27 protein-coding genes and 1 tRNA gene are annotated in these 25,074 nt (G+C 44.4%); 8 read left to right on the top strand and 20 right to left on the bottom strand.

Annotation, left to right across the window (positions count from 1 at the left end):
* Positions 1 to 25: 25 nt before the first annotated feature.
* From MHH76_RS10970 to MHH76_RS11000, 7 genes are all read right to left on the bottom strand, one after another.
* Complete coding sequence (locus tag MHH76_RS10970; protein ID WP_268441382.1) at positions 26 to 1,672, bottom strand: YndJ family protein; 1,647 nt, start codon at positions 1,670 to 1,672, stop codon at positions 26 to 28.
* Positions 1,669 to 2,286, bottom strand: coding sequence for a DUF4166 domain-containing protein (locus tag MHH76_RS10975; RefSeq protein WP_059230564.1), 618 nt, complete (start codon positions 2,284 to 2,286; stop codon positions 1,669 to 1,671). Before MHH76_RS10975 ends, MHH76_RS10970 begins: the two co-directional genes overlap by 4 nt.
* A 1-nt stretch (position 2,287) precedes the next feature.
* Positions 2,288 to 3,187, bottom strand: coding sequence for a DoxX-like family protein (locus MHH76_RS10980; protein WP_059230565.1), 900 nt, complete (start codon positions 3,185 to 3,187; stop codon positions 2,288 to 2,290).
* Between the two features lie 243 nt (positions 3,188 to 3,430).
* Positions 3,431 to 4,003 carry a TetR/AcrR family transcriptional regulator gene (locus tag MHH76_RS10985; protein WP_059230567.1) on the bottom strand — a complete coding sequence of 191 codons (573 nt, stop codon included), beginning with the start codon at positions 4,001 to 4,003 and terminating at the stop codon, positions 3,431 to 3,433.
* Positions 4,004 to 4,010: 7 nt separating this feature from the next.
* The gene (locus tag MHH76_RS10990; protein WP_059230569.1) at positions 4,011 to 4,724 is read right to left on the bottom strand and encodes an MBL fold metallo-hydrolase; all 714 of its coding nucleotides are present in this window, start codon (positions 4,722 to 4,724) and stop codon (positions 4,011 to 4,013) included.
* Positions 4,725 to 4,805: 81 nt separating this feature from the next.
* Positions 4,806 to 5,561 (bottom strand): zinc ribbon domain-containing protein, encoded by a 756-nt coding sequence (locus MHH76_RS10995; protein WP_081303529.1) that lies wholly within the window; start codon positions 5,559 to 5,561, stop codon positions 4,806 to 4,808.
* A 53-nt stretch (positions 5,562 to 5,614) separates the two neighbouring features.
* The gene (locus MHH76_RS11000) at positions 5,615 to 6,550 is read right to left on the bottom strand and encodes a YafY family protein (RefSeq protein WP_059230571.1); all 936 of its coding nucleotides are present in this window, start codon (positions 6,548 to 6,550) and stop codon (positions 5,615 to 5,617) included.
* Positions 6,551 to 6,759: 209 nt separating this feature from the next.
* On the opposite strand from MHH76_RS11000, the gene MHH76_RS11005 reads away from it, so the two are divergent.
* The gene (locus MHH76_RS11005; protein ID WP_171866302.1) at positions 6,760 to 7,239 is read left to right on the top strand and encodes a sporulation protein; all 480 of its coding nucleotides are present in this window, start codon (positions 6,760 to 6,762) and stop codon (positions 7,237 to 7,239) included.
* 40 nt (positions 7,240 to 7,279) lie between these two features.
* Here MHH76_RS11005 and czrA read toward each other — a convergent pair whose 3' ends face one another.
* The 3 genes from czrA to MHH76_RS11020 form a co-directional block, all read right to left on the bottom strand.
* Positions 7,280 to 7,612 (bottom strand): Zn(II)-responsive metalloregulatory transcriptional repressor CzrA, encoded by a 333-nt coding sequence (gene czrA / locus MHH76_RS11010; protein ID WP_059230573.1) that lies wholly within the window; start codon positions 7,610 to 7,612, stop codon positions 7,280 to 7,282.
* 85 nt (positions 7,613 to 7,697) lie between these two features.
* On the bottom strand, positions 7,698 to 8,522 hold the full coding sequence (locus MHH76_RS11015; RefSeq protein WP_268441385.1) for a hypothetical protein: 825 nt from the start codon (positions 8,520 to 8,522) through the stop codon (positions 7,698 to 7,700).
* Positions 8,523 to 8,662: 140 nt separating this feature from the next.
* Positions 8,663 to 8,914, bottom strand: coding sequence for a YnfE family protein (locus MHH76_RS11020; protein ID WP_023855704.1), 252 nt, complete (start codon positions 8,912 to 8,914; stop codon positions 8,663 to 8,665).
* Between the two features lie 152 nt (positions 8,915 to 9,066).
* Here MHH76_RS11020 and MHH76_RS11025 point away from each other — a divergent pair, with 152 nt between their 5' ends.
* Together MHH76_RS11025 and MHH76_RS11030 are read left to right on the top strand one after the other, a co-directional pair.
* Positions 9,067 to 10,404, top strand: coding sequence for an APC family permease (locus MHH76_RS11025; protein ID WP_023855703.1), 1,338 nt, complete (start codon positions 9,067 to 9,069; stop codon positions 10,402 to 10,404).
* Positions 10,405 to 10,494: 90 nt separating this feature from the next.
* Entirely contained in the window at positions 10,495 to 11,145 is a 651-nt protein-coding gene (locus MHH76_RS11030) for a lysozyme family protein (RefSeq protein WP_023855702.1), read from the top strand.
* Positions 11,146 to 11,278: 133 nt separating this feature from the next.
* Here MHH76_RS11030 and MHH76_RS11035 read toward each other — a convergent pair whose 3' ends face one another.
* The 6 genes from MHH76_RS11035 to MHH76_RS11060 all read right to left on the bottom strand — a co-directional run bounded on the left by MHH76_RS11035 (position 11,279) and on the right by MHH76_RS11060 (position 16,935).
* The gene (locus tag MHH76_RS11035) at positions 11,279 to 12,265 is read right to left on the bottom strand and encodes a polysaccharide biosynthesis protein (RefSeq protein ID WP_023855701.1); all 987 of its coding nucleotides are present in this window, start codon (positions 12,263 to 12,265) and stop codon (positions 11,279 to 11,281) included.
* A 38-nt stretch (positions 12,266 to 12,303) separates the two neighbouring features.
* The gene (locus MHH76_RS11040; protein ID WP_043054339.1) at positions 12,304 to 12,951 is read right to left on the bottom strand and encodes a DUF1796 family putative cysteine peptidase; all 648 of its coding nucleotides are present in this window, start codon (positions 12,949 to 12,951) and stop codon (positions 12,304 to 12,306) included.
* 376 nt (positions 12,952 to 13,327) lie between these two features.
* On the bottom strand, positions 13,328 to 13,876 hold the full coding sequence (locus MHH76_RS11045; protein ID WP_023855699.1) for a hypothetical protein: 549 nt from the start codon (positions 13,874 to 13,876) through the stop codon (positions 13,328 to 13,330).
* Positions 13,877 to 13,882: 6 nt separating this feature from the next.
* The gene (locus tag MHH76_RS11050) at positions 13,883 to 15,100 is read right to left on the bottom strand and encodes a glycosyltransferase family 4 protein (protein WP_020451764.1); all 1,218 of its coding nucleotides are present in this window, start codon (positions 15,098 to 15,100) and stop codon (positions 13,883 to 13,885) included.
* Positions 15,101 to 15,268: 168 nt separating this feature from the next.
* On the bottom strand, positions 15,269 to 15,802 hold the full coding sequence (locus MHH76_RS11055) for a DUF420 domain-containing protein (RefSeq protein ID WP_020451765.1): 534 nt from the start codon (positions 15,800 to 15,802) through the stop codon (positions 15,269 to 15,271).
* A 152-nt stretch (positions 15,803 to 15,954) separates the two neighbouring features.
* A complete protein-coding gene (locus tag MHH76_RS11060) occupies positions 15,955 to 16,935 on the bottom strand; it encodes a hypothetical protein (RefSeq protein ID WP_020451766.1) in 981 nt (326 codons plus the stop codon).
* A 230-nt stretch (positions 16,936 to 17,165) separates the two neighbouring features.
* Between MHH76_RS11060 and MHH76_RS11065 the strand changes: the two genes are divergently transcribed.
* The gene (locus tag MHH76_RS11065; protein ID WP_059230589.1) at positions 17,166 to 17,675 is read left to right on the top strand and encodes a GNAT family N-acetyltransferase; all 510 of its coding nucleotides are present in this window, start codon (positions 17,166 to 17,168) and stop codon (positions 17,673 to 17,675) included.
* Positions 17,676 to 17,719: 44 nt separating this feature from the next.
* The gene (locus tag MHH76_RS11070) at positions 17,720 to 18,685 is read left to right on the top strand and encodes an LD-carboxypeptidase (RefSeq protein WP_020451768.1); all 966 of its coding nucleotides are present in this window, start codon (positions 17,720 to 17,722) and stop codon (positions 18,683 to 18,685) included.
* 31 nt (positions 18,686 to 18,716) lie between these two features.
* Here the strand turns inward: MHH76_RS11070 and MHH76_RS11075 are convergent, their stop codons facing one another.
* The 4 genes from MHH76_RS11075 to MHH76_RS11090 form a co-directional block, all read right to left on the bottom strand.
* Positions 18,717 to 20,306 carry a solute:sodium symporter family transporter gene (locus tag MHH76_RS11075; RefSeq protein ID WP_059230590.1) on the bottom strand — a complete coding sequence of 530 codons (1,590 nt, stop codon included), beginning with the start codon at positions 20,304 to 20,306 and terminating at the stop codon, positions 18,717 to 18,719.
* A gap of 160 nt (positions 20,307 to 20,466) precedes the next feature.
* Positions 20,467 to 21,276, bottom strand: a complete 810-nt coding sequence (locus MHH76_RS11080; protein ID WP_023855696.1) for a 3D domain-containing protein — start codon at positions 21,274 to 21,276, stop codon at positions 20,467 to 20,469.
* A gap of 236 nt (positions 21,277 to 21,512) precedes the next feature.
* Positions 21,513 to 23,294 (bottom strand): DNA helicase RecQ, encoded by a 1,782-nt coding sequence (gene recQ, locus MHH76_RS11085; protein ID WP_059230636.1) that lies wholly within the window; start codon positions 23,292 to 23,294, stop codon positions 21,513 to 21,515.
* Between the two features lie 183 nt (positions 23,295 to 23,477).
* The gene (locus tag MHH76_RS11090) at positions 23,478 to 23,999 is read right to left on the bottom strand and encodes a hypothetical protein (protein WP_059230593.1); all 522 of its coding nucleotides are present in this window, start codon (positions 23,997 to 23,999) and stop codon (positions 23,478 to 23,480) included.
* A gap of 56 nt (positions 24,000 to 24,055) precedes the next feature.
* Here MHH76_RS11090 and MHH76_RS11095 point away from each other — a divergent pair, with 56 nt between their 5' ends.
* The 3 genes from MHH76_RS11095 to MHH76_RS11105 all read left to right on the top strand — a co-directional run bounded on the left by MHH76_RS11095 (position 24,056) and on the right by MHH76_RS11105 (position 24,838).
* Positions 24,056 to 24,235: a hypothetical protein gene (locus MHH76_RS11095; protein ID WP_130627118.1), complete on the top strand. Its 180-nt coding sequence runs from the start codon at positions 24,056 to 24,058 to the stop codon at positions 24,233 to 24,235.
* Between the two features lie 231 nt (positions 24,236 to 24,466).
* A complete protein-coding gene (locus tag MHH76_RS11100; protein ID WP_076792816.1) occupies positions 24,467 to 24,640 on the top strand; it encodes a YjfB family protein in 174 nt (57 codons plus the stop codon).
* A gap of 124 nt (positions 24,641 to 24,764) precedes the next feature.
* Positions 24,765 to 24,838 (top strand) — tRNA-Arg (locus MHH76_RS11105).
* Positions 24,839 to 25,074 lie beyond the last annotated feature (236 nt).

A 25,074-nucleotide genomic window follows, 5' to 3' on the forward strand; every position in this document is an offset into this window, starting at 1 on the left:
CCCTCCAGTTCGATTCGATTTTTGCCTAGCTTTCAGTTGCTATTTTCGCCCTATTGATGGCAGAATCCTTTTTTTCAATATGATATTGAATGTCGAGAAACCGTATGCCGAACAGCCACATGCGGTGATGGGCGTAGAGCCTCCTTCGTCCCTGCTCTTTGATGATAAAACGTTCGGCAAGCGGCAGTTTAAACGTACCTGTTCCGGTCGAAAGGAAAATCCCTTCATCCCCCCGGTCAGATCGTTTGTCACTGCTCGTCAAAATCAGGCAACCGTCCTCTGCTTTCGGCTTTAAAATGCCTGTCATATTGGAAAACGGCAATGGCAGCGCAATATTCATATATGTGATGTGATCATGGGTATGAGCAGAATAAAGCGCCACGAACACAGTCTCGCCTTCCTCGTTCGTTCTGACCCAGGCGCGCACATTCTTCCTGCCGTCTTTGGCTGAATCAACACCGATTATCTCGCCCTCCATCGTTTGCCGCCCGGTCTTTGTCCCCAAATGAATTTGCCCTGTCATTTTTGAAATCAGCTGGTACATGAACGCAAGCGGCTTAAACCATGGACGCCAGGCGATCTCTGCTGTTAACGAATAATCGGCAGTATGCTCATAGAAATCGAGAATGAGAGGAGAAACCGTCTCAAGCTGAAATCCGTTTCTCTGAAATACGCTCATATCATCGGCAAGACCTTGGTAAGACGAATCGCTTTGTAATCGGTGCCGGTGTAAAAAATCGGCTCCGATTCTCCATGACCCGTAAATGTTGCTCATCATTTCGCCTTGCCTCCTTTCACAGTCCGGCTCAGGAGATTCAAGACGCCAGCCGGTCAGGGCTGGAATAATGACGCCAAAAGCGTTGACAAGCCCGTGAATCCAAATCATTTCCTGAATTGTAAAAGTTGGCCGGCCGCGATAAACGCCGTAAGAGTAAATAAGTGAAAAGGCAATGGTGATCATCAATGTAAAAGACGAAAAGATAACAAAGCGGCGAGCCGCGCTGTTTTTGAAGGCCGCGATCGAGACGAGAAAGCCGCTGCCGTATAGGGCCGCCAAATACAGCGCAACGGCGAAGACATCAATGGTTTTCGAAAACGATATGCCGACCGCAATGAAAAGCGGAGACAGCATGATGAGCCATGTCACCGCCGCATAGAGAAGGCCTTTCTTTTTCAGCTTCCTTCCGAGCATTCCATTAAAAATCGGAATGAGAAAGGCGGAATAATGAAAATGCACCGCTGTCAGCAGCACGATCAGCGGGCTGAAATCCATGACCTGGAGATTCAGCGTATAAGCAAAAAGCCCCCCCCCTCCGAAAGGAAGGTAAAGCAGGCCGCTGTCAATCGATGCCTCTTCAAGGCCCTTTCCTCCTCTTTCCCAGAGACGAAGAATGCCATATAAGGCGATCATCCCCGTATAGCATAGCCAAACCGCTGAAAAAAGCGGGGAATGGATCAACAGGGATAACGAAGCTGCACAAGCCGCATAAGGAAAGCACGCGCTGATCAGCCGAAACATTCCGTTTTCATGCTGAATGAGATCGAGTGCGGCCGGTACAAAAAACAGCACAGCTAATAAAAGCAGCGCCTCTGCTGGCGGGATGTCCGGCGCTTTGCCGGCGAAAAAAGCCGCGTAGCAAAGAACGCTTACAAAAAAGCGGCGGGCTTTCATGCCGTCTCCTCCTCCCTGTTAAACGTTCCTCTGTAGACAAACAGCGTTCCGAACAGCGGGTTTTTCACATGAACATCAATCGTAAAACAGCCTTTTTCTTCGTCATACGATTCATTCACCCTGGAAATACCGTATAAACTCTTTGGAAGGGGCAGCTTTTTACTGAATAAAGGCAGCCATTGTCTGACAGAAGTAATCGACAATGATCCGTCAGCTTCCGCCTTAAACCGCAGGCTTGAAATTAAGATTGGCGGATGTCCGAAATAGTCGATGATTTCTCCCCGGCTTTCATCATAGATCATGACAGCATCAAAATACCTTTGTTTATCACGAAAAAAGAAAGTCCTGTTCCAAACGGCTGCCGGTGTATCATTTTTCGTCAGCCGAATGTGATTTTCAATCGTGAACGGAATGTTCCTCCCTCTTTCGGGAAAAAAACAGCGGAAGACCGTTCCCGCTCTAAACAACAGCCTGATCCAGTACGTACCGCCGGATATTTCCGTCATCACTCCTTTTCCTCTGAACGCGTTTTCTTGAGTGAGGTGATACCGTTCCTTGAGTTTTGGGTGAAGAAGGTAAAAATCCTCGATCACCCGTTCGTACATCGAAACCAAATCAACGCCTCTTTCTGATCGTATTACCCGCGTTTGGAATGCCGCAAGCGCTCACATAGCCGACAACGGACAAGATGATAAGCGCTGCATTCAGCACGACCGGGTTAAAAGGTTGGACAAAAGATGCGATATCAGCCATTCCCGCCGATGCCGAAAGCAGCACAAGCAGGGCGATATGCAGAAGGAACCACTTCCTTTTCCGGCCTGGATAAAGCCATAACAGACCGACCATCACCTCGGCCAAACCGATAAGCTTCAGGAGCATTTCGGGATGAAAGCGGCCGTCCGTGAAAGCCGAAAGCATGCTGATTTCCTCAGGATGAGCCATGATGAGCTTTGGAACAAGCCCTTGGTAAATCCAGACGAAAGAAAACAGCAGACAAACGAGCCAATAGATCAATGTTTTTTGAAAAAGCAGCCTTGGATGAAGTCCTTTTTCAAGCCAAATCTTCAGTGCAGCAAAGCTCCAGGCCGTCGCCCAGCCGATGAGCGGCCTGAATGCCATATCTGCAAGCCGGCCCAGCCTCCCGTAACGGGTGTCATAATCGTATTGTGTCATAAACGTGATCCCGGTTTCGCTCTCGCTGTATTTCCAGTATCCTCTGCCTTCGCGAATGACAGAAAGCGGGTGGTTTGTAGCGAACTTGAGTGACGAGACTCTGTCTCCCGTGTCTTGATATACGTTTCCGACAGACTCTCCTGTACCGGAAATTTTCAAGCCGAAGCCGATTCTTGTTTCGTATAAAAACCTTTGCGGTTCACCCGGTCTGCGCTTTAAATAGGTAATGTCCGTAAATCGCAAGTCCCATTGCCGATGGAGGGCAGGATCTTGGGTATAGCGCCATAGCCGCTCCATATCTGTCTGGATAGATATTTCTACGTAAATCGGAGTTTTTTTCATTGCGCACGCCCTTTTGTGAATATATTCACAATAACAGCATAACATGGAACACATCATGTGTGAACCAATTTTTGCATATCCAGTCTCTCTTTGCCGACATAAAAAAATCCTCGGCTGTTAGGCCAAGGCAATTAGTGGCTGGTTAAGCCTTCTCATACCTATGACTCAAAAAATGGAAGAGCCATACGACAATCATACTAAATTTTCGAAAAAATGTAAACAATTAAGGGAAAATTTCCTTGTTTATTCGGTCTGATAGACAGCAATGCCTTTTAGGAAGGCACGGATTGTCAGATCAAAACTTTCTTCCACATCATAAGGAAGTCCGAACGCATCGTGTTGCCTGAGTGTTGCAAATCCATGCATGATGCTTCTCAAGCCTCTGACCGCATGGATCGCGAAGTCATCGTCTAAATGATAGTCTTTCAGAACGGAAAGCACCAATTCGATGATTCTGTCTCCTGCTTCGTCGAGCCGTTCATCTTCCTCAGGCATTGCAATAAAAGTGGCTTCATAAAGCCCCGGCCTGTTTTTGGAAAAAGCGACATAGGCGTGAGCCATTCTGCTGACAGCCTGATCCTCTTCGGCTCCCTGGACAGCAGAAGCCATGTTTTCATAAAGTATCGTCAAGCCGTAAAGTGCAAGTTCTTTCCGTAAGTCGTTCAATCCTTTTATATGATTGTACAGAGACGGAGATTTGACATTCAGCCTTTTGGAAAGAGAAGCAAGCGTCACTTCATGAATGCCTTCCTCATCAGCCAGAAATGCGGCAGCTTCCAATACTGCATCTTTATTCAAACCGATTCGCGGAGACACGATTTCTTCATCCTTTCCTGTTCAATTTGATATATGCTTCGTTTACCGCTTTTTTCATCGCTTGAGCCGGATTATGGACAAGATCGCCGTGGCCGGCGGCAAGCGCCTTCGGTTTTAAATCTAACAGCTTTTGCGCGCTTTCTAAAGCAATTTCTTTGTCCCACGTGGCCAAAGCCGGAAAAGGGAATGAGAGTTTTAAATGCCCCGATACCGTCATGCCGCTTCGCGTATGGTACGCGTCACCGGCTATGAGAAGGCCGCTTCTTTCATCAAAAAACGAGATGCTGCCAGGCGTATGCCCGGGTGATGAAACGGTCAGCAATGAACCGATCCTGTCTCCTTCCTTTAAAAGGATATCAGGATTTGTTTTGATGTTTTTCGGAACGCCTCCTTTGATTGTTCCGCGCTCCCCTTCCAACATCTCTGTATCACCTTTTAACAGACGTGCATCCCGTTCAGATATGTACACCTTCACACCGGGAAGGCTGTGGCACAGCTCGTCAAGCGAACCGACATGGTCGCTGTGGGCATGAGTCAGCAAAATCCGTTTAATCGGCTTGCGGAGATGATCCGCAGCCTTTAAAATCCCTGTTTTGCTAATCGGAATCCCTGTATCAATTAATGTGAGGCCGTCTTCTTCATCCGCTAAATAACAGTTGACAGGAAATATGCGCGGAAAAAAAGTCAGCTGGTAGACCGATTCAAATCGGGTAATCTTCATTGCTTTCACCTCTTCGATCAAAATAAAAAACTAATACCGCTAGTTTTCATTTTAAAACTAATGGTATTAGTTTTGCAAGCATTATTTTTTTCGATCGACAGCAACATAGATGGTAACTTGGGCGTTTTCGGGATTCTCTGCTTGTTCATCATAAACTTCAAAATCGCCGGTATAAGTACGGAGATTTTTTTCATCCCATGTCCAAATCTCCTGCCAAGTCTCAAACACTACCTCCGCGATCTTCCCCCGTCTTGAAACAAAAACGGCATATTCGGATGCAGGGAGCGAAATGAGATTGGCCGCTTTTTCTTGCTGATCAACGAACGTTCCGATTGAAAATGTATATGTCCCGTGTTCGTCCGTCTCATAATCTGAATAAAGGGCGATCGTGTCTCTCCTCATGTCCCGGCGTTCAGTATGCAGAAATTTTTCAAGGTATAAACTCCACATGGAAGGAATTTTACCTTTTTCAGATGCTTCATCGCGGTTGCTTGTCACGGTCGATATCCCGCTGAATAACTTTGCCTTCTGTTTTTCGAAATGAGAAAAGCTCATCTTCTCTGCCCGCCTTTTCGATTGCGTATCCGCCGCCCACCGTTTTAAATAAGGGAGCGTCCGCTCCAAGAGCGCTCGCGCTTCGGCCTCGGTTTTTCCCTCTTCTTTGATATAAGGAACACAGATTTCGATCATATCTTTCAATGTCGCATCCGGATGTGTATATGCTCCGTTTTCATAGCAGTACACACAGTAGTCGCGATTCTTCCCCCCGTCTTTTTCTGTGCCGTAAAGTTCGCTTGTCATCGGCATGCCGCAGCTTTGGCAAACATGATGTTCCATGTTTCATTCCTCCTTTTTCTTCATCATACAAAAAGAAACCTGACAGCATCGTGTCAGGTTTCGTATAAATGTACAATTTGATTAGCCAAGTTTTTTATTTTTTGACGGATGCGGGGAGGTGCGAGAACTTCGATATGTGTTCCAAATTGGAGCAGAAATCCGTACAGCCATTGATCTTCCGGATAAGAAACGGTTGCCACGCATTGTCCGTTTTCATAAGTGAGCGCTTCTGAGCCAAACCATTCTCTCGCCAAAGACTCTCCCGACGGCTTAATGAGAAGGGTCAACTCGGTCATATTGTCCGGTTTGTACCATGATGTTTCCCAAGGAAGCGAAGACAGATCAACTTCCTTTCTTTCAAACTTTTCTTCAAGCATCCGCACGTCTTTCATACGCAACAGTTTAAAGAAGCGAAACGCCTGTCTCTTCAGGCAGAACGCATATAAATACCAGTGCCTTCCCTTTAGGACGAGGGTATGCGGCTCCGCTTTCCTTGTTCCGGTTTGCCCCTCTCTGTTCACATATGTAAAAGAAACCACCCGCGTGCTGTCTGCCGCCTCATCTAACAAGCGGATCTTTTCTTTGATGACAGGACTTTCTCCCCAGGAAGAGATGTCAACAAACCATTTTTCCGTTTTCTTGCGGAATTCCGGCATTTCTTCTTCGGAAACGAGAAACCGGATTTTTTCAAGGGCAGAACCGTGATGGAGCACTTCATACGTCGAAGAAACGCTTTCCAAAGCCGTCGTAATGGCAGCCAGTTCGTCTGCAGAAAGCAGTTTATTTTCGAGCCGGAACCGCTCCATGATGCTGATCCCGCCTCCCGCTCCCTGTGAGGTGACAATCGGAATGCCCGCCTGGTTGATCGCCTCGATATCCCGGTAAATCGTTCTGACAGAGACCTCGAACATGCCGGCAAGCTCCTTTGCCTGTACCTGGCGTTTATTAATCAATAAAATCACGATGGCCAATAGCCGGTCAATTTTCACCGCAGATCCCTCACATTCATCTTATGCTGCCTAATTTCATTCTAATGCACACACCATTTTGGAATATCATGACAAAAAAGGGGATCTGATCACCCAATTATTTAGAAAATCACTTTTCCTGTTACGATTTATACAGTTTGGACATATACTCCTTAAAAAAAGGAGGTTTTAAAAACATCATATTTTATTTTTTACAGTTTTTCGCAATTGTGTCCATCGTCTATATCAAGTTCAAACGCTCAGTCGGCTATCAGCCTTTAAAGCCGGCACGCATGCTGTTCCGGATCATCCTCTTTTCGGGAATTTTCGTTTTTCTGCTGACGATGAGCGCACTTCACCCTTTATCATACTTTTATGATCTGATTGGGATCGCGCTCGGGCTCATCTTGACCGCCTATGCGCTGAAGCATGTGTCAATCGAAAATCGGGACGGCATCCTTTATTTCAGAACGCATTTATGGATTGAATTGATCGTACTTTTGTTATTTTTATACCGGTTTCTTTACCGGATCGCCGAGATCGGACAGCTCCAGTCTGCGGTTTCAAACGGGGGTTCAGCAGCGTACGGCGCCCTTTTTGCGCAGGACCCGGCGACGATGATCGGTTTTTTTGTACTGGCCGTTTATTATGTCGGTTTCTCTTTTTTTGTTTTAAAAAAAGGGAGAACTGAAGAAAAACGCTCAGCGTAAAAGGCAAACTCGGGATGTGGAGTTTGCCTTTTCATAAGCTTTAGTCATGCTGTGTATGATCGATCATCTGCTGAAGTACATCGAGGACATGCTGGTCTTCCGGAGAATAAAAAATGGAAGTTCCTGCCCTTCTTGATTTGACGAGACGAAGGTTTTTTAAAAACCTGAGCTGATGAGAAACGGTTGACTGCAGCAAACTCAGCTTCTCCGCTATTTCATTGACCGAATGTTCGCCTTGTGAGAGCAGGTGAAGAATTTTGATTCTCGTAGGGTCTGAGAGCGCTTTAAACGTCTGTGAAACGAGAAATAAAGTTTCTTCATCTAACTCGGCCTGCACCTGTTTTTCTGTTGTTTCCTGATTGTGCTCACTCATGCTTTTCACCTTTTCCGTGCAACTTTTACCTTCATATCATATACCAAAACATACCGGTTGAAAAGTTTTATAGCCAGGGGATAGATCAAGTCGAAAACAGCGTCCCCTGAAGCGCTTCTGCATACCTTGCGGCTGACAGCTGTACACGTTCTCCGGCGTGGTTTTCCACTGAGCGGCGAAAAGCGCCATACAGCCGGTTGAATGGAACATTTTTTATTTGATCAGCCATTTGCTGCACTTTGCCGGCGGGAAGAGGAATCAAATTTGGATAGCTGTACATAAAACTCACCCATCTGCGATCTTGAACGACTTGGATAATGTCTCCTGAAAGGAGGATTCCCTTGCCTCCGTTTCCGTTTGCCCAATGGCAGACCGCTCCCCCTTTAAAATGGCCGCCAAGCCGGTGCAAGGTCAATCCGCTTGACAGCTTGAGGGAATCGCCGGACCAAAACACAATCCGGCTGCTCGGCCGCTGCACCCATTGTTTGTCATCTTCATGAATATAGATCGGAGCATCAAACATTTCAGCCCATTCCGTTTGTGCAGCATAATAATGCGGATGTGATAAAGCGATCGCCTGGACTCCGCCCATCCGCTCGATGTTCTCAAACGTCCGCTGATCCAGGTATGTGATACAATCCCACAGCAAGTTAAAACCGGGCTCCTGAATCAGGTATGCCGACTGACCGATGCCGAATTCGGGCGTTGTCGTTAAACTGTATAGGCGCTCTTCTTCCAATGCGATTTCGTTTTGAAACCTTCCGCTTTGCTTCATTTCTTCCAGCGTTGTCCAAGCTTGCCCTGAATGATTGACATACTGTCTTTCTTCATTGCAAATAATGCATTCCGCCGGCTCTTTCGGAGCAGCGTCATATTGAACACCGCACGTCGTGCAAATATAGTTAGTCAAAATTGCTCCTCTCCTTTCAAACTATATTTTACCATCTCCTTCACATGTACATGATTTTTTCGCTTCTATATATTTCGCTATCCAGGCTGATCTGTCCGCATCATCCTGAAACGCGAAAAAAGCGTCCGCTGATCCGGACGCTAGCTGCCTTCTTGCTGATACATATGTTCAAGCTGTGAAAATGAAATATCGCCGGCCGCACAATCTACAGCGGCATCGACTACCTGATCAAAGCGATCGGCCGAAGCGCTTTTCTCTTTTAACCGTTGTTCATAGCGTTCGAGCTCTTCCTGCTGTCTTCTTAGATCCTCTTCTTTTCCATCATAATCAGATGCATTCATCGTCTCCATATTTCTTTTGACGGCTTCAACATAGCCTCTCAATATATCCATACCTTCATACTCCTTGCCTTTTTTCAAAGGGTTTGCAACTGTTGCTATTTTTATACGAAAAAAAGAGGTTTTATACAGTTGCTCAAGCGCAAAAAAACAGATAAAATATGTCTTAATTTCTGTATTTTTCACATAAGGGGATTTAGAAGTCATTGAAAAACGAAACTGCGCTTAAACGAAGCCTTACACTCGGCCCGCTCGTTGTGATCGGCCTTGCTTATATGGACCCGCTCGTCGTATTTGATTCATACGGAGTGGTCGCACAACTGACAAAGGGGCACGTTCCGGCGGCATACATATTCACTGTTGCCGCACTCCTTTTGACCGCTTTGAGCTACGGCAGCATGGTCAAAGCCTATCCAAAAGCGGGATCGGTTTATACATATGCATATGAAAGCATTCATCCGCACGCAGGATTTTTAGCCGGCTGGACGATCATGCTAGACTATTTATTTTTGCCGATGGTCAATTTTGCGATCGGCAGCGCTTATTTGACGGCGGCTTTTCCTGAAGTGCCGCATGGCTTTTGGGTCGTTCTGCTCGCTTTATCGATTACCGTTGTCAATATTTTAGGCATTAGACTAACCGCAAATATTACAGGGCTGTTCGTCGCTTTTCAAGTGATCGTCGCCCTGACTTTTGCCGGATTTATGATCGCCGGGCTCGCAGACGGCCTCGGGACGGGCGAGCTGGTTTCAGCCGATCCGTTTTTCCGTTCTGATATCGAGCCTTCCCTGATTGTATCAGGAGCGACGATTTTGTGTTTTTCGTTTCTTGGCTTTGATGCGATTTCCACCATGTCTGAAGAAACGGTCAACCCGAAGAAGAACATTCCGTTAGCCATCTTTTTAACAGTAGCGATCGGCGGAACGCTGTTTACGGCGATTTCTTACTTGATGCAGCAAATCTATCCGTCCTATGATAGCTTCCAGCATGCCGATTCGGCATCGCTGGAAATAGCCCTATATACAGGAGGCGCTTTTTTAAAGTCCTTCTTTTTGGCGGGCACGATGGTCGCTGTCGTTTCATCCTCGCTTTCTTCGCATGCGAGCGCTTCGAGGCTTTTGTATGCGATGGGGCGGGACAGCTCTCTTCCGAAACGCTTTTTCGGCTATGTGCATCCGACTTTAAAGACGCCGGTGTTTAACATTATGTTCATCGGGCTGATTTCATTGACGGCCATGATCGGGGAACTCGAGGTCATCTATTCCTTCATCAGTTTCGGCGCGCTGATCGGATTCATTTTTGTCCACCTGTCTGTCATCGGCCATTACTACATTCGAAAACAGGAAAGAGGCTTTTTAAAAACGCTTCGCTATTTGGTTCTGCCCTTTTTGGGAGCCTCTTTCTGCGGCTGGCTGCTGCTTAGCATCAGCAAAAATGCGCTCATGATTGGAGCCGGCTGGCTGATTGCCGGTTTTATATACTTTTTGTTCAGAATCCGTACTCTTCCGAACGTCACATTCGGCTTTGACCGCGATCCAAGATAGAAGGATATCGCTTGGTCTTCTTGAAGATATATGTCATAATAAATGAGGCTGTATACTGTTTTGCATCAGGGCGCTACAGAGGTGAAACCATTGAAGAAAAAGAAATCGGGATGTTTAGCCGGAGCTGGCTGTTTGTCTTTTTTTGTGTTTGTTCCCTTGATCATTTTCTTTGCCATCTCCGGTCTGGAACAATTAAAATGGCTTCCTCTTGACACTGAATCTAACATTCTTGAGAGATTAAAAGATTACAAACCTCTTGTTGAAGAAGAACTCGATGAACAGGATCTTTCACAATACACCGCTCTTTTATTGGGCATGATGTATCAGGAGTCGAAAGGCAGAGGCGGTGATCCGATGCAGTCGTCGGAATCTCTCGGTATGAAGCGAAATGAGATTGACGATCCAAAAGCAAGCATTAAGCAGGGTGTGCGCCACTTTACAGCAATGTATAAAAAGGGACAGAAAAAAGGCGTCGATATTGAAACGATCATCCAAAGCTATAATATGGGATCGGGTTATATCGATTACGTCTCAAAACACGGCGGAAAGCACTCAGAGAAGCTGGCAAAGGCATTTTCCGAGGAACAAGTCAAAAAGAACCCCGATCTGTATAATTGCGGCGGAGATACAAACAATTTCCGCTACCCTTATTGCTACGGGGATTATTCTTACACGGAAAAAGTAATGGAACGCACAAAAAAAGTCGAAGAACATATCGAAGGGTTAACACTTGAACATTGACAAAACGGCAAGCCGGGTGAATTTTCGTCCGGCTTGTCCTGTTTTCGAGGAGCGAACAGAAGCATCGCCTGCAGCCGCATGCCATGCCTGTCATCAGTTCGCGTATTCTCCGTGAACGCATCGGTCCATCCTTCTACTCCAAAAAACCGCCTTCTTTCAGCATTTCTTTTACTTCCTTTTTTGTGATTAAAAAGTCTTTTGAGCTCAAATGATCAGTTTCTAAAGGCTGACAATCTGCATACTTTTTATGAAGTTCAGGCATTTTGATTGCAGGAAGCACCACCGCGAGGTCATTTGTAAATGAAACAGCATGCTGCCGTTCATGAGGTGAAATCAGCAGTTCATGAAGCTTCTCCCCCGGCCTTGCCCCCGTTTCTGCAATGGACGTTTTTTCGTTTCCGTAAGCTTCGATCAGCACTTCAGCCATGTCTAAAATTCTGCAGGCCGGCGAATTCATAATGAAAATTTCCCCGCCTTGGCCGCTTTCAGCCGCTTTTAATAAAAGCCGGATCGTTTTTTCCTTCGTGAGGAAGAAACGGGTCATTCTTTTGTCTGTGATGGAGACCTGGTTCTTTTCCCTGATCTGGTCTTTAAAAAGCTGAAGAACACTTCCGCTGCTTCCGAGCACATTTCCTCCCCTTACACAAATAAAATCCGTGTCTGAATAGAGATGGTTCGCATATACGATCAACTTCTCGCCGATCGCTTTCGTCATTCCGTAAAAGTTGGCAGGGTCAGCCGCTTTGTCAGTCGAGACGTTGATGACTTTTTTAACCCCGTTTTCGATCGCTGCTTCAATAACGTTTTCCGTCCCTGTGACATTCGTTTTTAATGCTTCAAGCGGCTGTTCTTCACAAACCGGCACATGCTTCAGCGCAGCTAAATGAAAGACATAGTCGACACCTTTTAATCCTGTATTCAGCGCTTTCCGATCTCTGATATCCCCGATGAAAAACGTCAGCCTCGGGTCTTCAATCTGCCTTCTCATTTGAACTTGTCTTTCTTCATTTCTGGAAAATACAATGAGCTTTTTAGGATTTAAGGATAGCAGCTGAAGAATGAGTTCCTGGCCCCATGAGCCTGTTCCTCCAGTAATGAATATCGTTTTATTTTCAAACATTTCTTTTCCTCCTCTGGTAAACTCCAAAAAAATCCGGTTTAAACGAGAGTGATTCCTTTAAACAACGATGCCCATAGATCATTGTTTGACTCCCATATCTCTTTGTCCGGCAGTTCAACAGTGCAAGTCTTTTCTAATGGCCAATTTTTCTCTACAATCCCATTCACCTTCGAGTGCTTCACCAGAAGAACGCTAAAGTCGTGCTGAACCAAATCTGATAATACAAGTTCAAGTTCCTGTGCTTCTTTAAAGCTGCCTTCTCCTTCTGTCCTGACAAATAGGATGCGTTTACTAGTTGACATTTTTTCTATAAAGCGATCGATTCTTCTATTGTATTTTTCTATTACCTCAGGATAGGTAGCCAAATGGTCGAGCGTATTTTGATTTACATCAAAATCATGAACAGAGCCAATGTTATAAAAATCATCTGAAACATAGATAGTAGATCCTTCTTCTTTTTTTTTACCGGTATTATATCCGATTACCCTGAGGTTTTTTGGTTCCATAAAGCCAGTAAACCGATTTCGAAGAAGGAGGTTGAGGTCTGTCAAGGAATGAATAGTCACCCAGTCAAGAGGGCCTGAAAACGGTCTTAGGTCATTGTTTTTCAGCTGTATAGCTGTCAAACAAAGATGCCCTAAACTAAACACGGCATTATATTGTCCTTTAATCTCCTTTAAATTCACCTATCTAACACCCCATTGTTCCCGGTTTTGTTCATTAATAGTTATAGTTAAGAATCCGCTGTTTTTTAGTATTGTATGCCGCATTACAAAGAAAGGTAAAAGACAACCACCTACTCCTTTTTAATTTGAATCAGAGAAAAAAGATGGCGGCGCTTTGTTTCCCGTTTTGCTATTAACCTAGCTGTGCGTGAGCCGTCTTGCAAACTCTTTCTGCTTTGTCTTGCTTATATTTTTTCTCCTTTCCCTTGCAGCAGCTGGATCAATGTGTAATAGGGGTCTCCGCGTTCGCCGAAAAGCCAGCAAGAAACAAACGCTTGGCACGGCGCGATTCTTTTCCAAAATAAAAAGCCTTCGAGTTGCGAAGGCTGACAAGATTTCAGTATAAATTGTTTTCGTTTTCCTCATGTTTCTCTTGAACCGCTCTAAGGACCTCTACCGTTTCAGTTCTCGGGATCGTGTGGTCTTCAGGCAGCGATTCTTTTAGCGTTTCTACAACTGACCGCTCGACACTTTTCGTAGAGCCGGCGGCCGTCCCACTATCAGACAGCGATTCTTTTAGCGTTCCCAAAGACTCTGCCGTTTCGGTGTTGGATAATCGAGCTTCTGAACGCACCGACTCGATAATTTCTTCTAAAACTTGGCGATCCATTCCTTGAGCAGCAGCTCCTAAAATATCTTTTAAAACCTTATTATTGTTTTCTAAAATATTATTGTTTATACTCTCAAAAATAGATTTCAGCTCCGATATTAAAGGCTTCAGACTTTCATCGATGGATTCTTCCGCTGAATCTGAAGAGCTATCCTGCTCCTGCAGAGCCCGCTCCTCGGCAAACTCGACGAGCAGATCCAAATATTTTGCCCACCAGTCGGCATCCATTTCTTTATTCAAGCTGTCAAACAAATGATTAACAATTAAAGATTTCATATGATCTCACTCCTCTTTCCCATTCGTATTTTGATAGATATCAAGAATTCTCGTAACCGCTTGATCCATATCCCAATGTTTCTTAGCAAACTCCTTGGCGTTAATTCCTAATTTATTTCTGAAATCATCGTCTTTCAACAATCGTTCCAAACTGCTTGACAGTGCAGCTGCATCCCCTTTTGGAACGATAAGGCCGGTCTCTTCATGCTCCACCATTTCCGGCAATCCCCCGGCATCACTGACAACTGCAGGAACTCCGGCTATTTGGGCTTCAATTAAAGATAACGGCTGATTATCCAAAAGGCTTGGAAGAACGTATATATCAGCAAGCGACAGCAAATAAGGAACATCCTCCCGGTTTTTCAGAAAGACTACGTCATCAACAAGGCCTAGCTGCTCGCTTTGAATTTTGAGTCCAGCCAGCTTCTCCCCTTCTCCTGCCATCCAGCAAACCCAGTCATTGCGGGTGTCCTTTAATTGGGAGAGTGCTTCGATTAGGTAATGGATGCCTTTATTCCCGATCATTCTGCTGGTAAAAAGGATCACTTTCTTGTCTGTCTCAGGCGTATCGGCAGTCTTTGTGTTCATCCGCGCAAGGAATCCGTCAATATCATAGCCGTACTGGGAAACGTGAATCTTTCCGTCTGGTACCGCAAATTCTTCTGTCAAAATGTCTTTCAACCAATTGTTTGCAACAATCACTGTTTCTGCAGACATCGCCCCCGTATGTTCAAGGTGGTCAAAATATTCCTTGGCAATATAGGAGGTCGGTGATCTGTGAATATTGTTGAGCTGATCTCTGATTTCATATGTGACACTGCCGTGAATTGACGTGACAAGCACCTTATCTTTCGGCATAATACGCTTGATGCACGCACTTGATATGACATCCTGCGCGTGAATAATATCATATTTGTCAAGCCCCAAATAGGCAGCGCCCAGCTCATAGGCATTCCGCTGAAGCTCAGTATAGCTGACCAATTGATTTGCGTATATTTCCGGAAAATCCTCTTCGCTCATCATTGCTTTCACTAATGGAAGCAGCTGATCTTTCGCGATACTCCGGTTTTCATTTACAATATGAATGATGCTGTTCTCTTCTCCGTATCCGAGCAAATCTACTTCATGTCCTAATGACTCCAGCTTTTCTTTTAATTGGACCATATATGTCCATACACCACCTACATGGGGTATGCTCCAATAAGTGGCAAGCAAAATTTTCATATCCATCTCCCTTTTTCATTTCTATAAAAAGCTCTAATTATTTATATTCCTATTTCCATATCTTGTGTAGACGATCATCTATTTCAGGATATATTTTTGTACCAGAGGAAAATCGCTTTTAAAAGAGAAGAATGTTGCGAGAACAAAAAAAGCCGGATTCTCCGGCTTTTAATAGTATGGGGAAATCATCATATAGACGAGAACACCTGTCAGGCTGACATACAGCCAAAGCGGCATCGTCCAGCGGGCGATTTTGCGGTGGCGTTCCACCTGCATGCTCAGGCCTCTGAACAACGTAAACAAGGCCAAGGGAACGATTAAAGCGGACAAGACAATGTGTGTGATCAAAATAAAATAGTAGATCGGTCTTATAATCCCTTCCCCGCCAAAATGAGTGTCAGGCATTAATGAATGGTAAGTTAAGTATGAAACAAGAAAGATGAACGTTGTCGTAAAAGCGGCAAAAATAAACCGCTTGTGCGCCTTAATGTTTTTCTGTTTAATCATGATCAGTGCAGCCACTAAGAAAATGAATGTGAAGCTGTTGCAGACTGCGTTCAAAAGCGGCAGAAAAGTCAAATCCAAATGAGCGAATTTGTCGCTTTTCGGCATGAAAAACAAGAGGGCAATGACACCGTTTATGATAATCGTCAGAGCAACAACAATGCCTGTATAGTTTTTATTTTTTTGTGTATGTGTCATATCGGGCAATCTCTCCTATTTGTGCAAGCTATCAAAATCGTATTCAAATTCAGGAGGAATGTCAACGTTTTCGGCTTTTCGTCAGAATTTAGTCACAGAATATACAAAAATTCCCCTCCTCTAGAACGAGGAAGGGAACCAAGGCGGATGCCTTAGAAATTCATAGCATCTTTAGCCATTAATTTTTCGAATTCTTCTTCAGTTACGATATCTTCTTTATTCGGTTTATGCTCAAACTTTACGTCACCATCGATATTTTTGTAAGTTGTAGATGCCGTGATGCCTAAAGATTGAGGTGCTTTTTTGCTGTCAACAGACAAAGAGATATCCGCATTTTCAGTCAGAAGATTTTCTTTGTCATCGATTGTTGATGTCACATCGAACTTTTTGAATGTGACGTCTTTCAGTCCGTCTTTAATCTTGTTCAGCTCGCTCTTCGGAACAGCTTCTCCGCTCGCTTTTCCGGCGATTTCGATGAACTTGACGACCGCAGCTTTAATTTCTTTGTCACTAAAGCTGAAAGCGACTTTTTGAGCAGCACCCTGCTCTTTTTCTTTATCTGTCAGATCCGCTTTTTCAAACTTATCTGCAGGCAGATTGTCTGCAGCTTCTTTGATGGATTCCATCAATTGTTTTTGAAGTTCATCCGTGTCTTGAGATGAAGTTTTGTCATCTTCAAGCGGGAATTCAAGGTACTTGCCTTTGACGCTGTCAAAATTCATGCCGGCTGTTCCAAGGAAGAAGCCGAAGCTGTCAAGAACGCTGTCAATTTTGATGTAGCCGACTTGTTTCTTTTCGTCCATATAAACCGGAATATCGAAATCAAGCGACATGTTTTGGACTTTCAGCTTCGCTTTAATCACAGCCTCAGACTGTTTCGTTTCAGCATTCGTTTTTCCGCTGATCGTTAATGTTGCATCGTTCAGCATATCAGCAACTTGCTTATCTTCCGCTCCAAGGTTGGATGCGTCAACTTTCAAGCCGATATCACTTGAAAATTCGTATGATTTCGCAGAAATCAGCTTTTTATAAGCCGTTGCGTAAGATCCTTTTGGATCAGCCTGCTGACATGCAGCTAATACAAGAACAAAAGCTGACATCAGCATCAATAGAGAAAAAATTCTTTTCTTCAAAATCGTACGCTCCTTTTGTCATGGTTTTTCTGGGATTAGGAGGATCCATTGTCTCGTATCCTAGGTAAATATACCAGAAGTCATATGAATTCTATCACAAAAAAATCGTAGAATGTGAAATTTTTGTTTAAAATTACATTAAAATTTAATTCTAGCAACCCATTTGCAAATTGCCGTTCTTTTTACTATAATCGAAAACTGTATGTTTTAATGGAAAGGAGTAAGTTTTTATGATAACGGATGAAGAAATGGAAAAAGACAGCTCCGGCTTGCAGAAGGAATTGAACGAATTACAATTTCAACTGTTTCGGATGCGTGAAAATATGAAGGATATCTCCAAAGATTCGCGAGTGCTCGGTATTGATCAATCGAAAGACGATGAATGGATGATTGTCCATTCGATTGATGATGGCCGGACATGCAAGATCATGTTAAGCGATTGCCAGTCGCCGTACCGCGGAAGATGTGATTTTTCTCTTGTCGCTTCCTACAAAGAAGAAAAATGCGCGATCCATATCGGGGATATTAAAGGGCCGGCAGGCTACGGTTATGGTTCCATCTGCATGAAGTATTTAAAAGAAAAAGCCCGCGAGCACAACATACCGGTCATCACGGGGGACATTGCTGAAAGGGATTGGGACCATGTGGACCGGCTGATCCATTTTTATGAAAAGCATCATTTTGAAGTAACGATCGACCCCGGTTTAAAATCCGGTGAAATTCAGTGGCAGGATCTTTAAAAGTATGGTGAAATAGATAGAAACAATGAAAGGTGTGCCCGTTCATGTTTCCAGAAAAACTACAGCCCGGTGACGAAATCAGGGTGATTGCCCCATCGAGAAGCCTGTCACTTCTCAACACCGATAAGATCGAAAAAGCGAGAACGGTTTTAAACAACCTCGGATTTCGAATCTCTTTTTCCGCACATGCTAATGAAATTGATGAATGTTCTTCCTCCAGCATTCAATCGAGAGTAAGCGATCTCCATGATGCCTTTTCCGATCAACGCGTCAAAGGAATACTCACTGTGCTCGGCGGGTATAACAGCAATCAGCTGTTATCACATTTGAATTATGAACTCATAAAAGCCAACCCAAAAGTGTTCTGCGGCTTTTCAGATATTACCGCTCTTTCAGCGGCGATCTATGCAAAAACCGGGCTTGTCACCTATTCGGGACCTCATTTTTCAAGCTTTTCAATGGGGTATGGACTAAACTATATGACAGATTACTTTTTGAAGTGCTGTTGCGCAAGCGGTGTCTACGATGTTGAACCATCATCGATGTGGTGTGAAGAAATCGAAACTGAAGAATGTCCCAAACAAAACAGCGGCCCTGTTGTGATCAACGAAGGCTCAGCAGACGGAAAGATCATAGGAGGGAATTTGTGCACATTGAACCTATTGCAAGGTACGGAATATTTCCCTGACATCAAGAACGCCGTATTGTTTCTTGAGGATGATTGGGAATCGCCGGCAGCGTTTTTTGACCGCGATCTGCAGTCCTTGCTTCATCTGCCCGATTTTTCCGGTGTCAAAGCCGTTCTCATTGGCCGTTTTCAGACAGCATCAGCCGTAACGCTTGAGCGCCTTAAACAAATTGTGCAAACAAAAAAAGAGCTTTCTCAAATACCCGTTATCGCAAATATAGATTTCGGCCATACGACCCCTTTCTTTACATTTCCGATTGGCGGACGGTGCCGGATCGACGCACAGAAAGAACATGTATCACTTTGTATCACAAAACATTAAGGCAGAGGATGAACACATCCTCTGCCTTTTTTTATTTGGCAAGACCCCAAGGCGAAAATAACAGATAAATGCAGGCCATCAGACAAATCACAAGAATAGAAGCAAGTTTGGCATGCTTCCATGGCCGCAAGTCAACCTTAGCATTTTTCTCAAGCTTGAATTCTGACGGCCTTGGCTTCAATTTTCCGATGAAAAGCATCAAAAGGACGGAAAACGGAAACAAAACGGCCAATATATAGAGAAAATGAATATGGCCAAAATAGATTTTTGAGATGGTATACAAAACAATGTGTGCGAATATCGCCCATTTCACGGCAAGCGCCGGCACTTTTTTCGTAAAGAATCCAACAACGACGGCAGCCAATACAGGGACATTGAAAAATCCGAACATTTCCTGTAAATAATTGTAAAGTCCGGACGGCGCAAACAGAATAAAAGGCGCGATGATAATCGACACCGCGGCAAGGATCACCACAAAGATCCTTCCCGTTTTCACAAGCTCTTCTTCTTTTGCCTCAGGCTTGAAGATCGGTTTGTACAAATCCAATGTAAACAACGTGATCGTGCTGTTCAGCGAACCGTTAAACGAGCTGAGAATCGCTCCGAATAAAATCGCGGCAAAGACACCGATAAGCGCAGTCGGCAGCAAATCAACGATCAGCTTAGGGTAAACGGTGTCAGCATTTTCAATATGACCTCCGTAAAGATGGTAAGCAATAACCCCGGGAAGAACGAGATAAAACACACCGATCGTCTTAAATACACCGGCCAGCAATGCGCCTTTCTGCCCTTCAGCCAAGTTTTTCGCCCCAAGCGCCCGCTGAACGATCGACTGATTAACAGCCCAATAAAATAAGTTGTTCACAAGCAGTCCCGTAAAAATCGTCGGCCACGGGACTTCTGCAGTGTTGTCAGCTGTAATGGCATTCAGCTTTTCCTTATGTACACTCGTCAGCTCAGTATAGCCGTTTAAGAGACTGCCGTCGCCGATTGCCATGATTCCAAGCACAAAAATAAACAGACCGCCAAGAATTAAACCGGCGCCATAAATGGCATCAGCCGATGCCGCAGCTTTTAGTCCCCCAAAAAATATGTAGCAGCAGCTTGCGGCCCCGATCACAAGCGAGATGAAAAAAACAGTCGCAAACGTACTGATTCCAAGCGCAGAGGAAATATTAAACACTTGATCGAGAACGAGCGCCCCGGAGTACAATACGGTTGGCAGAAACGAGGTCGCATATCCCAGAAGCAGGAGAATCGAGACGATTTGCCGCGTTCTTTGATCATAGCGTTTTTCAAGAAAGTCAGGTATCGTCGTAACCCCAGAACTGAGATACCTCGGTAAAAAAACGAATGCCAGCATAATGAGCGCAAGCGGTGCTGTAACCTCCCAAGCCATCGCACTCATCGTTCCCGAATAGCTTTGACCGTTTAACCCTACCATTTGTTCTGTTGACAAATTGGTTAAAAGCAGCGAACTTCCAATATAGAGAGCAGTGAGACTTCGCCCGCCGAGAAAATAACCGTCTGACGTCTTCAAATTAATATCTTTTGTCCTCAGATAAGAAAAAATAAAAATCCCTGCATTAATCAATAAAAATGTCATGATAATCCACAGCAATACTCCTACATCTCCTTTTCTAAATCAGCTGATATGTACATATCTATTGAACTACCCATTTGCCAATCTAAAAAAACATCTAAATCGAAAAAAAGATGCAGAAAACAGAAAAAAGACACTGATCATCTCCATGGTCAGTGTCCATCAATGGTAAAACTTCTTATTTTAAAACTTTTACTTTAACCGTTTTAACGCCCCAGTTTTTTGCCGCGGATTTGCTTGGAACAAATACGTCGATTTTGTTCCCTTTGATCGCACCGCCGGTGTCGGCAGCAGTCGCTTCTCCGTAGCCTTCAACATACACCTTGGATCCAAGCGGGATCACGTTTGGATCCACCGCAATAATCTTGGCGTTTTTATTGGCATTCAGATCAAAACCCGTAGCTGTCACGCCTGTCATTCCGCCGTCATTGGCAGTGTATGCCGTTGCGGTAACCGTCAGTTCTTTTGCAGCGCTTTGAGAGCTTTGAGATTCGTTTGAACGGGAAGCCGTTTCTTTTTCCTGCTTAGGTGCAGGCGCAGCTTTCTCAACTTTCGCTTCTTTTTGTACGGCAGGCTTTGTTTCCGCAGGCTGCGCCGCAGCAGCTTGAACCGTCGCCTGTCCGTCAACAGTTATGGATGTATTCGGGTAAATGATATCTGATTTTATGTTGTTCCAATTTTTAAGGTCGTTCACGGAAACGCCGAATTGTTGAGCGATTTTCCAGAGAGTGTCTCCCTTTTTAATGGTATATTGTTTCTTTTCTTCTGTCTGTTTTTCAGAAACGTTCAGCTTTTGTCCTGGAATAATCAGGTCTGAGGAAAGCTGATTCCATTCTTTTAAGTCCTGCAGATTTACCCCTTGTTTTTGCGAGATTCCCCAAAGGGTGTCACCTTTTTGGACTGTTACTTCTTTTGCAGAGGCACTCGCTCCGAATGCAGTTGAAGATAGTGCTGCAACTGCAACAAAGGACATAAACGTCTTCTTCATAAGTAAATCCTCCCTTGTTAGCTTTTTATTGTCCGGCTAACAGGAGCAATCGTAACATATGAAAATGTCAAATCAATAACAAAACAATTTGTTTTTGATTACAGTTATTTTACGAGGAGGAGTTTCAGCCGTCCAAAAACCGGCATAAATTCAGGTGTATCAAGGGTTCCAATCTTTTTTTATCTGCAATAGGAGATTTACTAAAAAAACTTTTTACATATGATGTTTTTGGGTTTTTATGCTTCTTTCTCAGTTTTATAGGCTTGAAGCTCCTGTAGAAATACAGCGCCGTATTTTACTCTTTTTTGTTCTCCCACTCCTTTGACTGACAAAAGTTCTTCGTCTGTCAGGGGAACTTTCCCGCTCATTTCCCGCAGCGTTTCGTCAGAGAATATGACAAAAGGAGGCACGCCTTGTTCCTGGGCAAGTTTTCTGCGCAGCGCTCTTAACCGTTCAAACAATTCGTCATCTTTAACAATTTGACTTGTCTGCATTTTTTCTTTGCGCATCACCGCTTCCCGGCCGAGCAAAACGTTTCGCCCCTTGTTGGCGACAAAGAGAACGGGATATGTTCCGTCGGACATCTGGATGTACTCATCTGCGATTAAAAACTCTATAAAATCGCTGATGTCGGCAATAGACCGGTTCTTTAAAATTCCGTAAGTCGATAATTGCTGGAAGCCGTTTTCGGTCACTTTCTTATTTTTCGAACCTGCCAGAACTTGCGCCACCATGGTTTTTCCGAACCTTTCTCCCATGCGGATGATGCAGGACAGTACCATCTGTGCTTCCTTCGTCACATCGGTGATGCTTCGGGTGTCGAGACAGCTGCTGCACCTGCCGCAGTCTTCAGTCGAAACTTCGCCAAAATAAGAAAGAATAAACCGCTCAAGACAGCCTTCAGTATGGCAAAAATCAACCATTTGCCTCAACTTTTTCACGTCTTGCGCCCGAATGTCTTCATCTTCTGTCGACTGTTCGATTAAAAACCGCTGAAGCCGGATGTCCTGAGGAGAAAATAGTAGGACACACTCGCTGTCAAGACCGTCGCGTCCGGCTCGTCCTGCTTCTTGATAATAGCTCTCCATGTTCTTTGGAATTTGAGCATGAATCACATAGCGGATATTGGATTTATCGATGCCCATTCCGAATGCTGAGGTCGCTGTCATCACACTGATCTCGTCATTTAAAAAGAGATCCTGCTGCCGGTCCCTTTCTTCATCATTCATCCCGCCGTGATAGCACCCGGCCGCAATTCCTTTTTGAGACAGGCGGCTTGATATTCTTTCGGCTTCCTTTCTTGTCGCTGTATAAATAATTCCCGCCTCTGAGCGGTTTTTCTCCACATATGATTCGATAAAACGATCCTTGTTTTCGCCTTTTAAAATTTTAAACGTCAAATTATCCCGTGAAAAACCGGTGAAAACCGTGCTCTCTTTTTCGATCCCGAGCTGTGTGCAAATATCCTCATGAACCTCGGGCGTTGCGGTAGCCGTCAATGCCAATACGACCGGACGGGTGCCGAGACTATTTAAAAAGCTTTCAATATGTCTGTAGCTCGGCCTGAAATCGTGGCCCCACTGTGAAATGCAGTGAGCTTCATCAATCGCTGTCAGCGGGATATGAATGCGGGAAAGCACGCGAATAAAATCGGGAGACGTCAGCCGCTCAGGTGTGACATAAAACAGCTTGTAGCCGCCTTCCTTTAAAACGGAAAGCCGCTCAGCGATTTCGCCATGGCCTAAAGAACTGTTCACGTACGCAGCTTGAATTCCAAGCTGATTTAACGCATCCACCTGGTCCTTCATCAAGGAAATTAAAGGAGAGATCACAATGGTTGTCCCCTCCATAAGGAGCGCAGGAATTTGGTAGCAGATTGATTTCCCTCCGCCCGTAGGCATAATGCATGCTGTATCCCGTTTTTCAGAAACAACCGATTGAATGGCTTTCTTCTGACCCGGACGCAGTGAAGGATAGCCATAATAGTGCTGCAATAAAGCTTCAGCTTTCTCTAGCATATAAATGAAACCCTCTCTTATCATAAACTTCTTCCTGTCCACCATGATATCATATTTAAACCGGCAATCAGCCCCTCTCCGTAAAATCGTCAATTCGATAAAGAAAATTCATTTTTAGCTCAAATACAAAAAACCCCGGCGCTGATGTAAAGCGTCAGAGTATCAAATGAATAGTTTCGCCTTTCATTTAATCGCAGCCTGTTGTTCAGCTAATAATTGCAAACGCTTCGCTTCCTCCAAGCAAAGTGTTTTGTATGCCAGGGCTCCGGTAATGCTCGCTCTGTCCGATGCATCCCGGCGCAGAGCGGAAAGCTCTGACAGCACAGATGCCGCGTCGTCTTGTATAATTCCGCGGTCATGCAGCATTTGAATCAATTCATCGCTTTCAAGACGGAGCGCATTTTGATCAAATGTTGAGGCTGTTTCCCGAAGAACGTTGTGAACATCAGACCAAGCGTTTTCGATCATGTTTTCCCCTGCCGGCACCGACCGTACAGAAGTCAGTCCCGATAACCTTTTTTCCCGTACGGAGACGAGCTCCTGAAGCCTTTTGTCAAACTCCAATTCAAAATCCTTGTATTTCAGTTTGATCAATTCCTTCATCCGTTCAGACAAAGGTTCCTTTAACAGCAAAACGCACATCATCAAAGTAGCTGGCCATGCCAATGATTGAACCGTCGCCGAAACAAATTCAAGCCAATCCATAAAATCAGCCTCCGTTTCAAAAGGAAAGTTGTTTTGTGAAAGACCAGGTGGTAATGTTGAATCGAAAGGAAAATTTTGTGCATAAAGGTGTGTGGTTTACCATGTGGATCATCATCATACTGATGATCATATTGATCGGATTTGCAGGAAACATTGTCGCCATGTTGCGAACGATTGTCAAGCAGAATGATAGAATCATCAGCCTCTTTGAGAATGAAATCAACAACAAACATTAGACAAATGCTCAGGAATTGAAGAATCGCGGAAGATACAAAACAGCCCCTCTCCTTATTCATAGACAAACAAGGAACCGATCAGTGGCCGTATTGAGAGACGGCTTCTTTTTTATGCTGTTTAAGATGCCGCAGGATCAGTTTACAACTATATTATATTGAATATTCAGATTAGTAAATATGAGTAAAGTCCTCTCCTCTCTAACCGATACACATGTTAAGGAGGTGGTTATGTTGGATATTGCTGTTTTATCAATGGCCATGAGTCAGGCCGCTCTTCATCAAAACGTGCAAATGTCGCTGACAAAGACGGCTTTGGACACCGCTGAACAAAGCGCACAGCAGCTCGTAGACATGGTGCAGGCCCCACATCCAGTTTCAGGACATCATATTGACCTGAAAGGTTAAGGCCAAAACATACATTCAGCAGGCTGCGAAGTCTGCCGGATGTATGTTTTCCCGAAGAAATTTTAAAAAAAATCGCTGCAACCTCTTTATTTTTTCTGGTTTTTGCACTATAATATTGTTCTGTGTCCCAGTAGCTCAGGTGGATAGAGCAACAGCCTCCTAAGCTGTGTGTCGGGAGTTCGAATCTCTCCTGGGACGTATTGAATGAAAAGAGGCAAACCCTTGGAACGTAAGGGTTTGCCTCTTTTGTTAATGGCCGTGTTGTTGTTGCTTTAAAATAAAGTTGATTAAAATCATCATGAGAACCCACATATTATAGAAAGAACCCGTTTTGAAAAAAAAGATTGATCAAAATGGATTCTTATCCAACGAATTTAAGTTTCGGTTTTATAAAAAAGTTTGAACATTTTCTGGTTCCTTTTGCGAAACGATCA

Origin of the sequence: Bacillus sp. FSL L8-0193 (assembly GCF_037976065.1) — a bacterium.
Lineage (GTDB): Bacteria > Bacillota > Bacilli > Bacillales > Bacillaceae > Bacillus > Bacillus paralicheniformis.

Coding starts and splice junctions, on each gene's coding strand:
- MHH76_RS11080 (WP_023855696.1), bottom strand. CDS start 21,276: ATGAAGAAGACGTTTATGTCCTTTGTTGCAGTTGCAGCACTATCTTCA.
- MHH76_RS10970 (WP_268441382.1), bottom strand. CDS start 1,672: ATGAAAGCCCGCCGCTTTTTTGTAAGCGTTCTTTGCTACGCGGCTTTT.
- MHH76_RS10995 (WP_081303529.1), bottom strand. CDS start 5,561: ATGGAACATCATGTTTGCCAAAGCTGCGGCATGCCGATGACAAGCGAA.
- MHH76_RS11055 (WP_020451765.1), bottom strand. CDS start 15,802: ATGACACATACACAAAAAAATAAAAACTATACAGGCATTGTTGTTGCT.
- czrA (WP_059230573.1), bottom strand. CDS start 7,612: ATGAGTGAGCACAATCAGGAAACAACAGAAAAACAGGTGCAGGCCGAG.
- MHH76_RS11050 (WP_020451764.1), bottom strand. CDS start 15,100: ATGAAAATTTTGCTTGCCACTTATTGGAGCATACCCCATGTAGGTGGT.
- MHH76_RS10980 (WP_059230565.1), bottom strand. CDS start 3,187: ATGAAAAAAACTCCGATTTACGTAGAAATATCTATCCAGACAGATATG.
- MHH76_RS11020 (WP_023855704.1), bottom strand. CDS start 8,914: ATGGATATATTGAGAGGCTATGTTGAAGCCGTCAAAAGAAATATGGAG.
- recQ (WP_059230636.1), bottom strand. CDS start 23,294: ATGCTAGAGAAAGCTGAAGCTTTATTGCAGCACTATTATGGCTATCCT.
- MHH76_RS11090 (WP_059230593.1), bottom strand. CDS start 23,999: ATGGATTGGCTTGAATTTGTTTCGGCGACGGTTCAATCATTGGCATGG.
- MHH76_RS11045 (WP_023855699.1), bottom strand. CDS start 13,876: ATGAAATCTTTAATTGTTAATCATTTGTTTGACAGCTTGAATAAAGAA.
- MHH76_RS10990 (WP_059230569.1), bottom strand. CDS start 4,724: ATGAAGATTACCCGATTTGAATCGGTCTACCAGCTGACTTTTTTTCCG.
- MHH76_RS11035 (WP_023855701.1), bottom strand. CDS start 12,265: ATGTTTGAAAATAAAACGATATTCATTACTGGAGGAACAGGCTCATGG.
- MHH76_RS11065 (WP_059230589.1), top strand. CDS start 17,166: ATGATAACGGATGAAGAAATGGAAAAAGACAGCTCCGGCTTGCAGAAG.
- MHH76_RS11070 (WP_020451768.1), top strand. CDS start 17,720: ATGTTTCCAGAAAAACTACAGCCCGGTGACGAAATCAGGGTGATTGCC.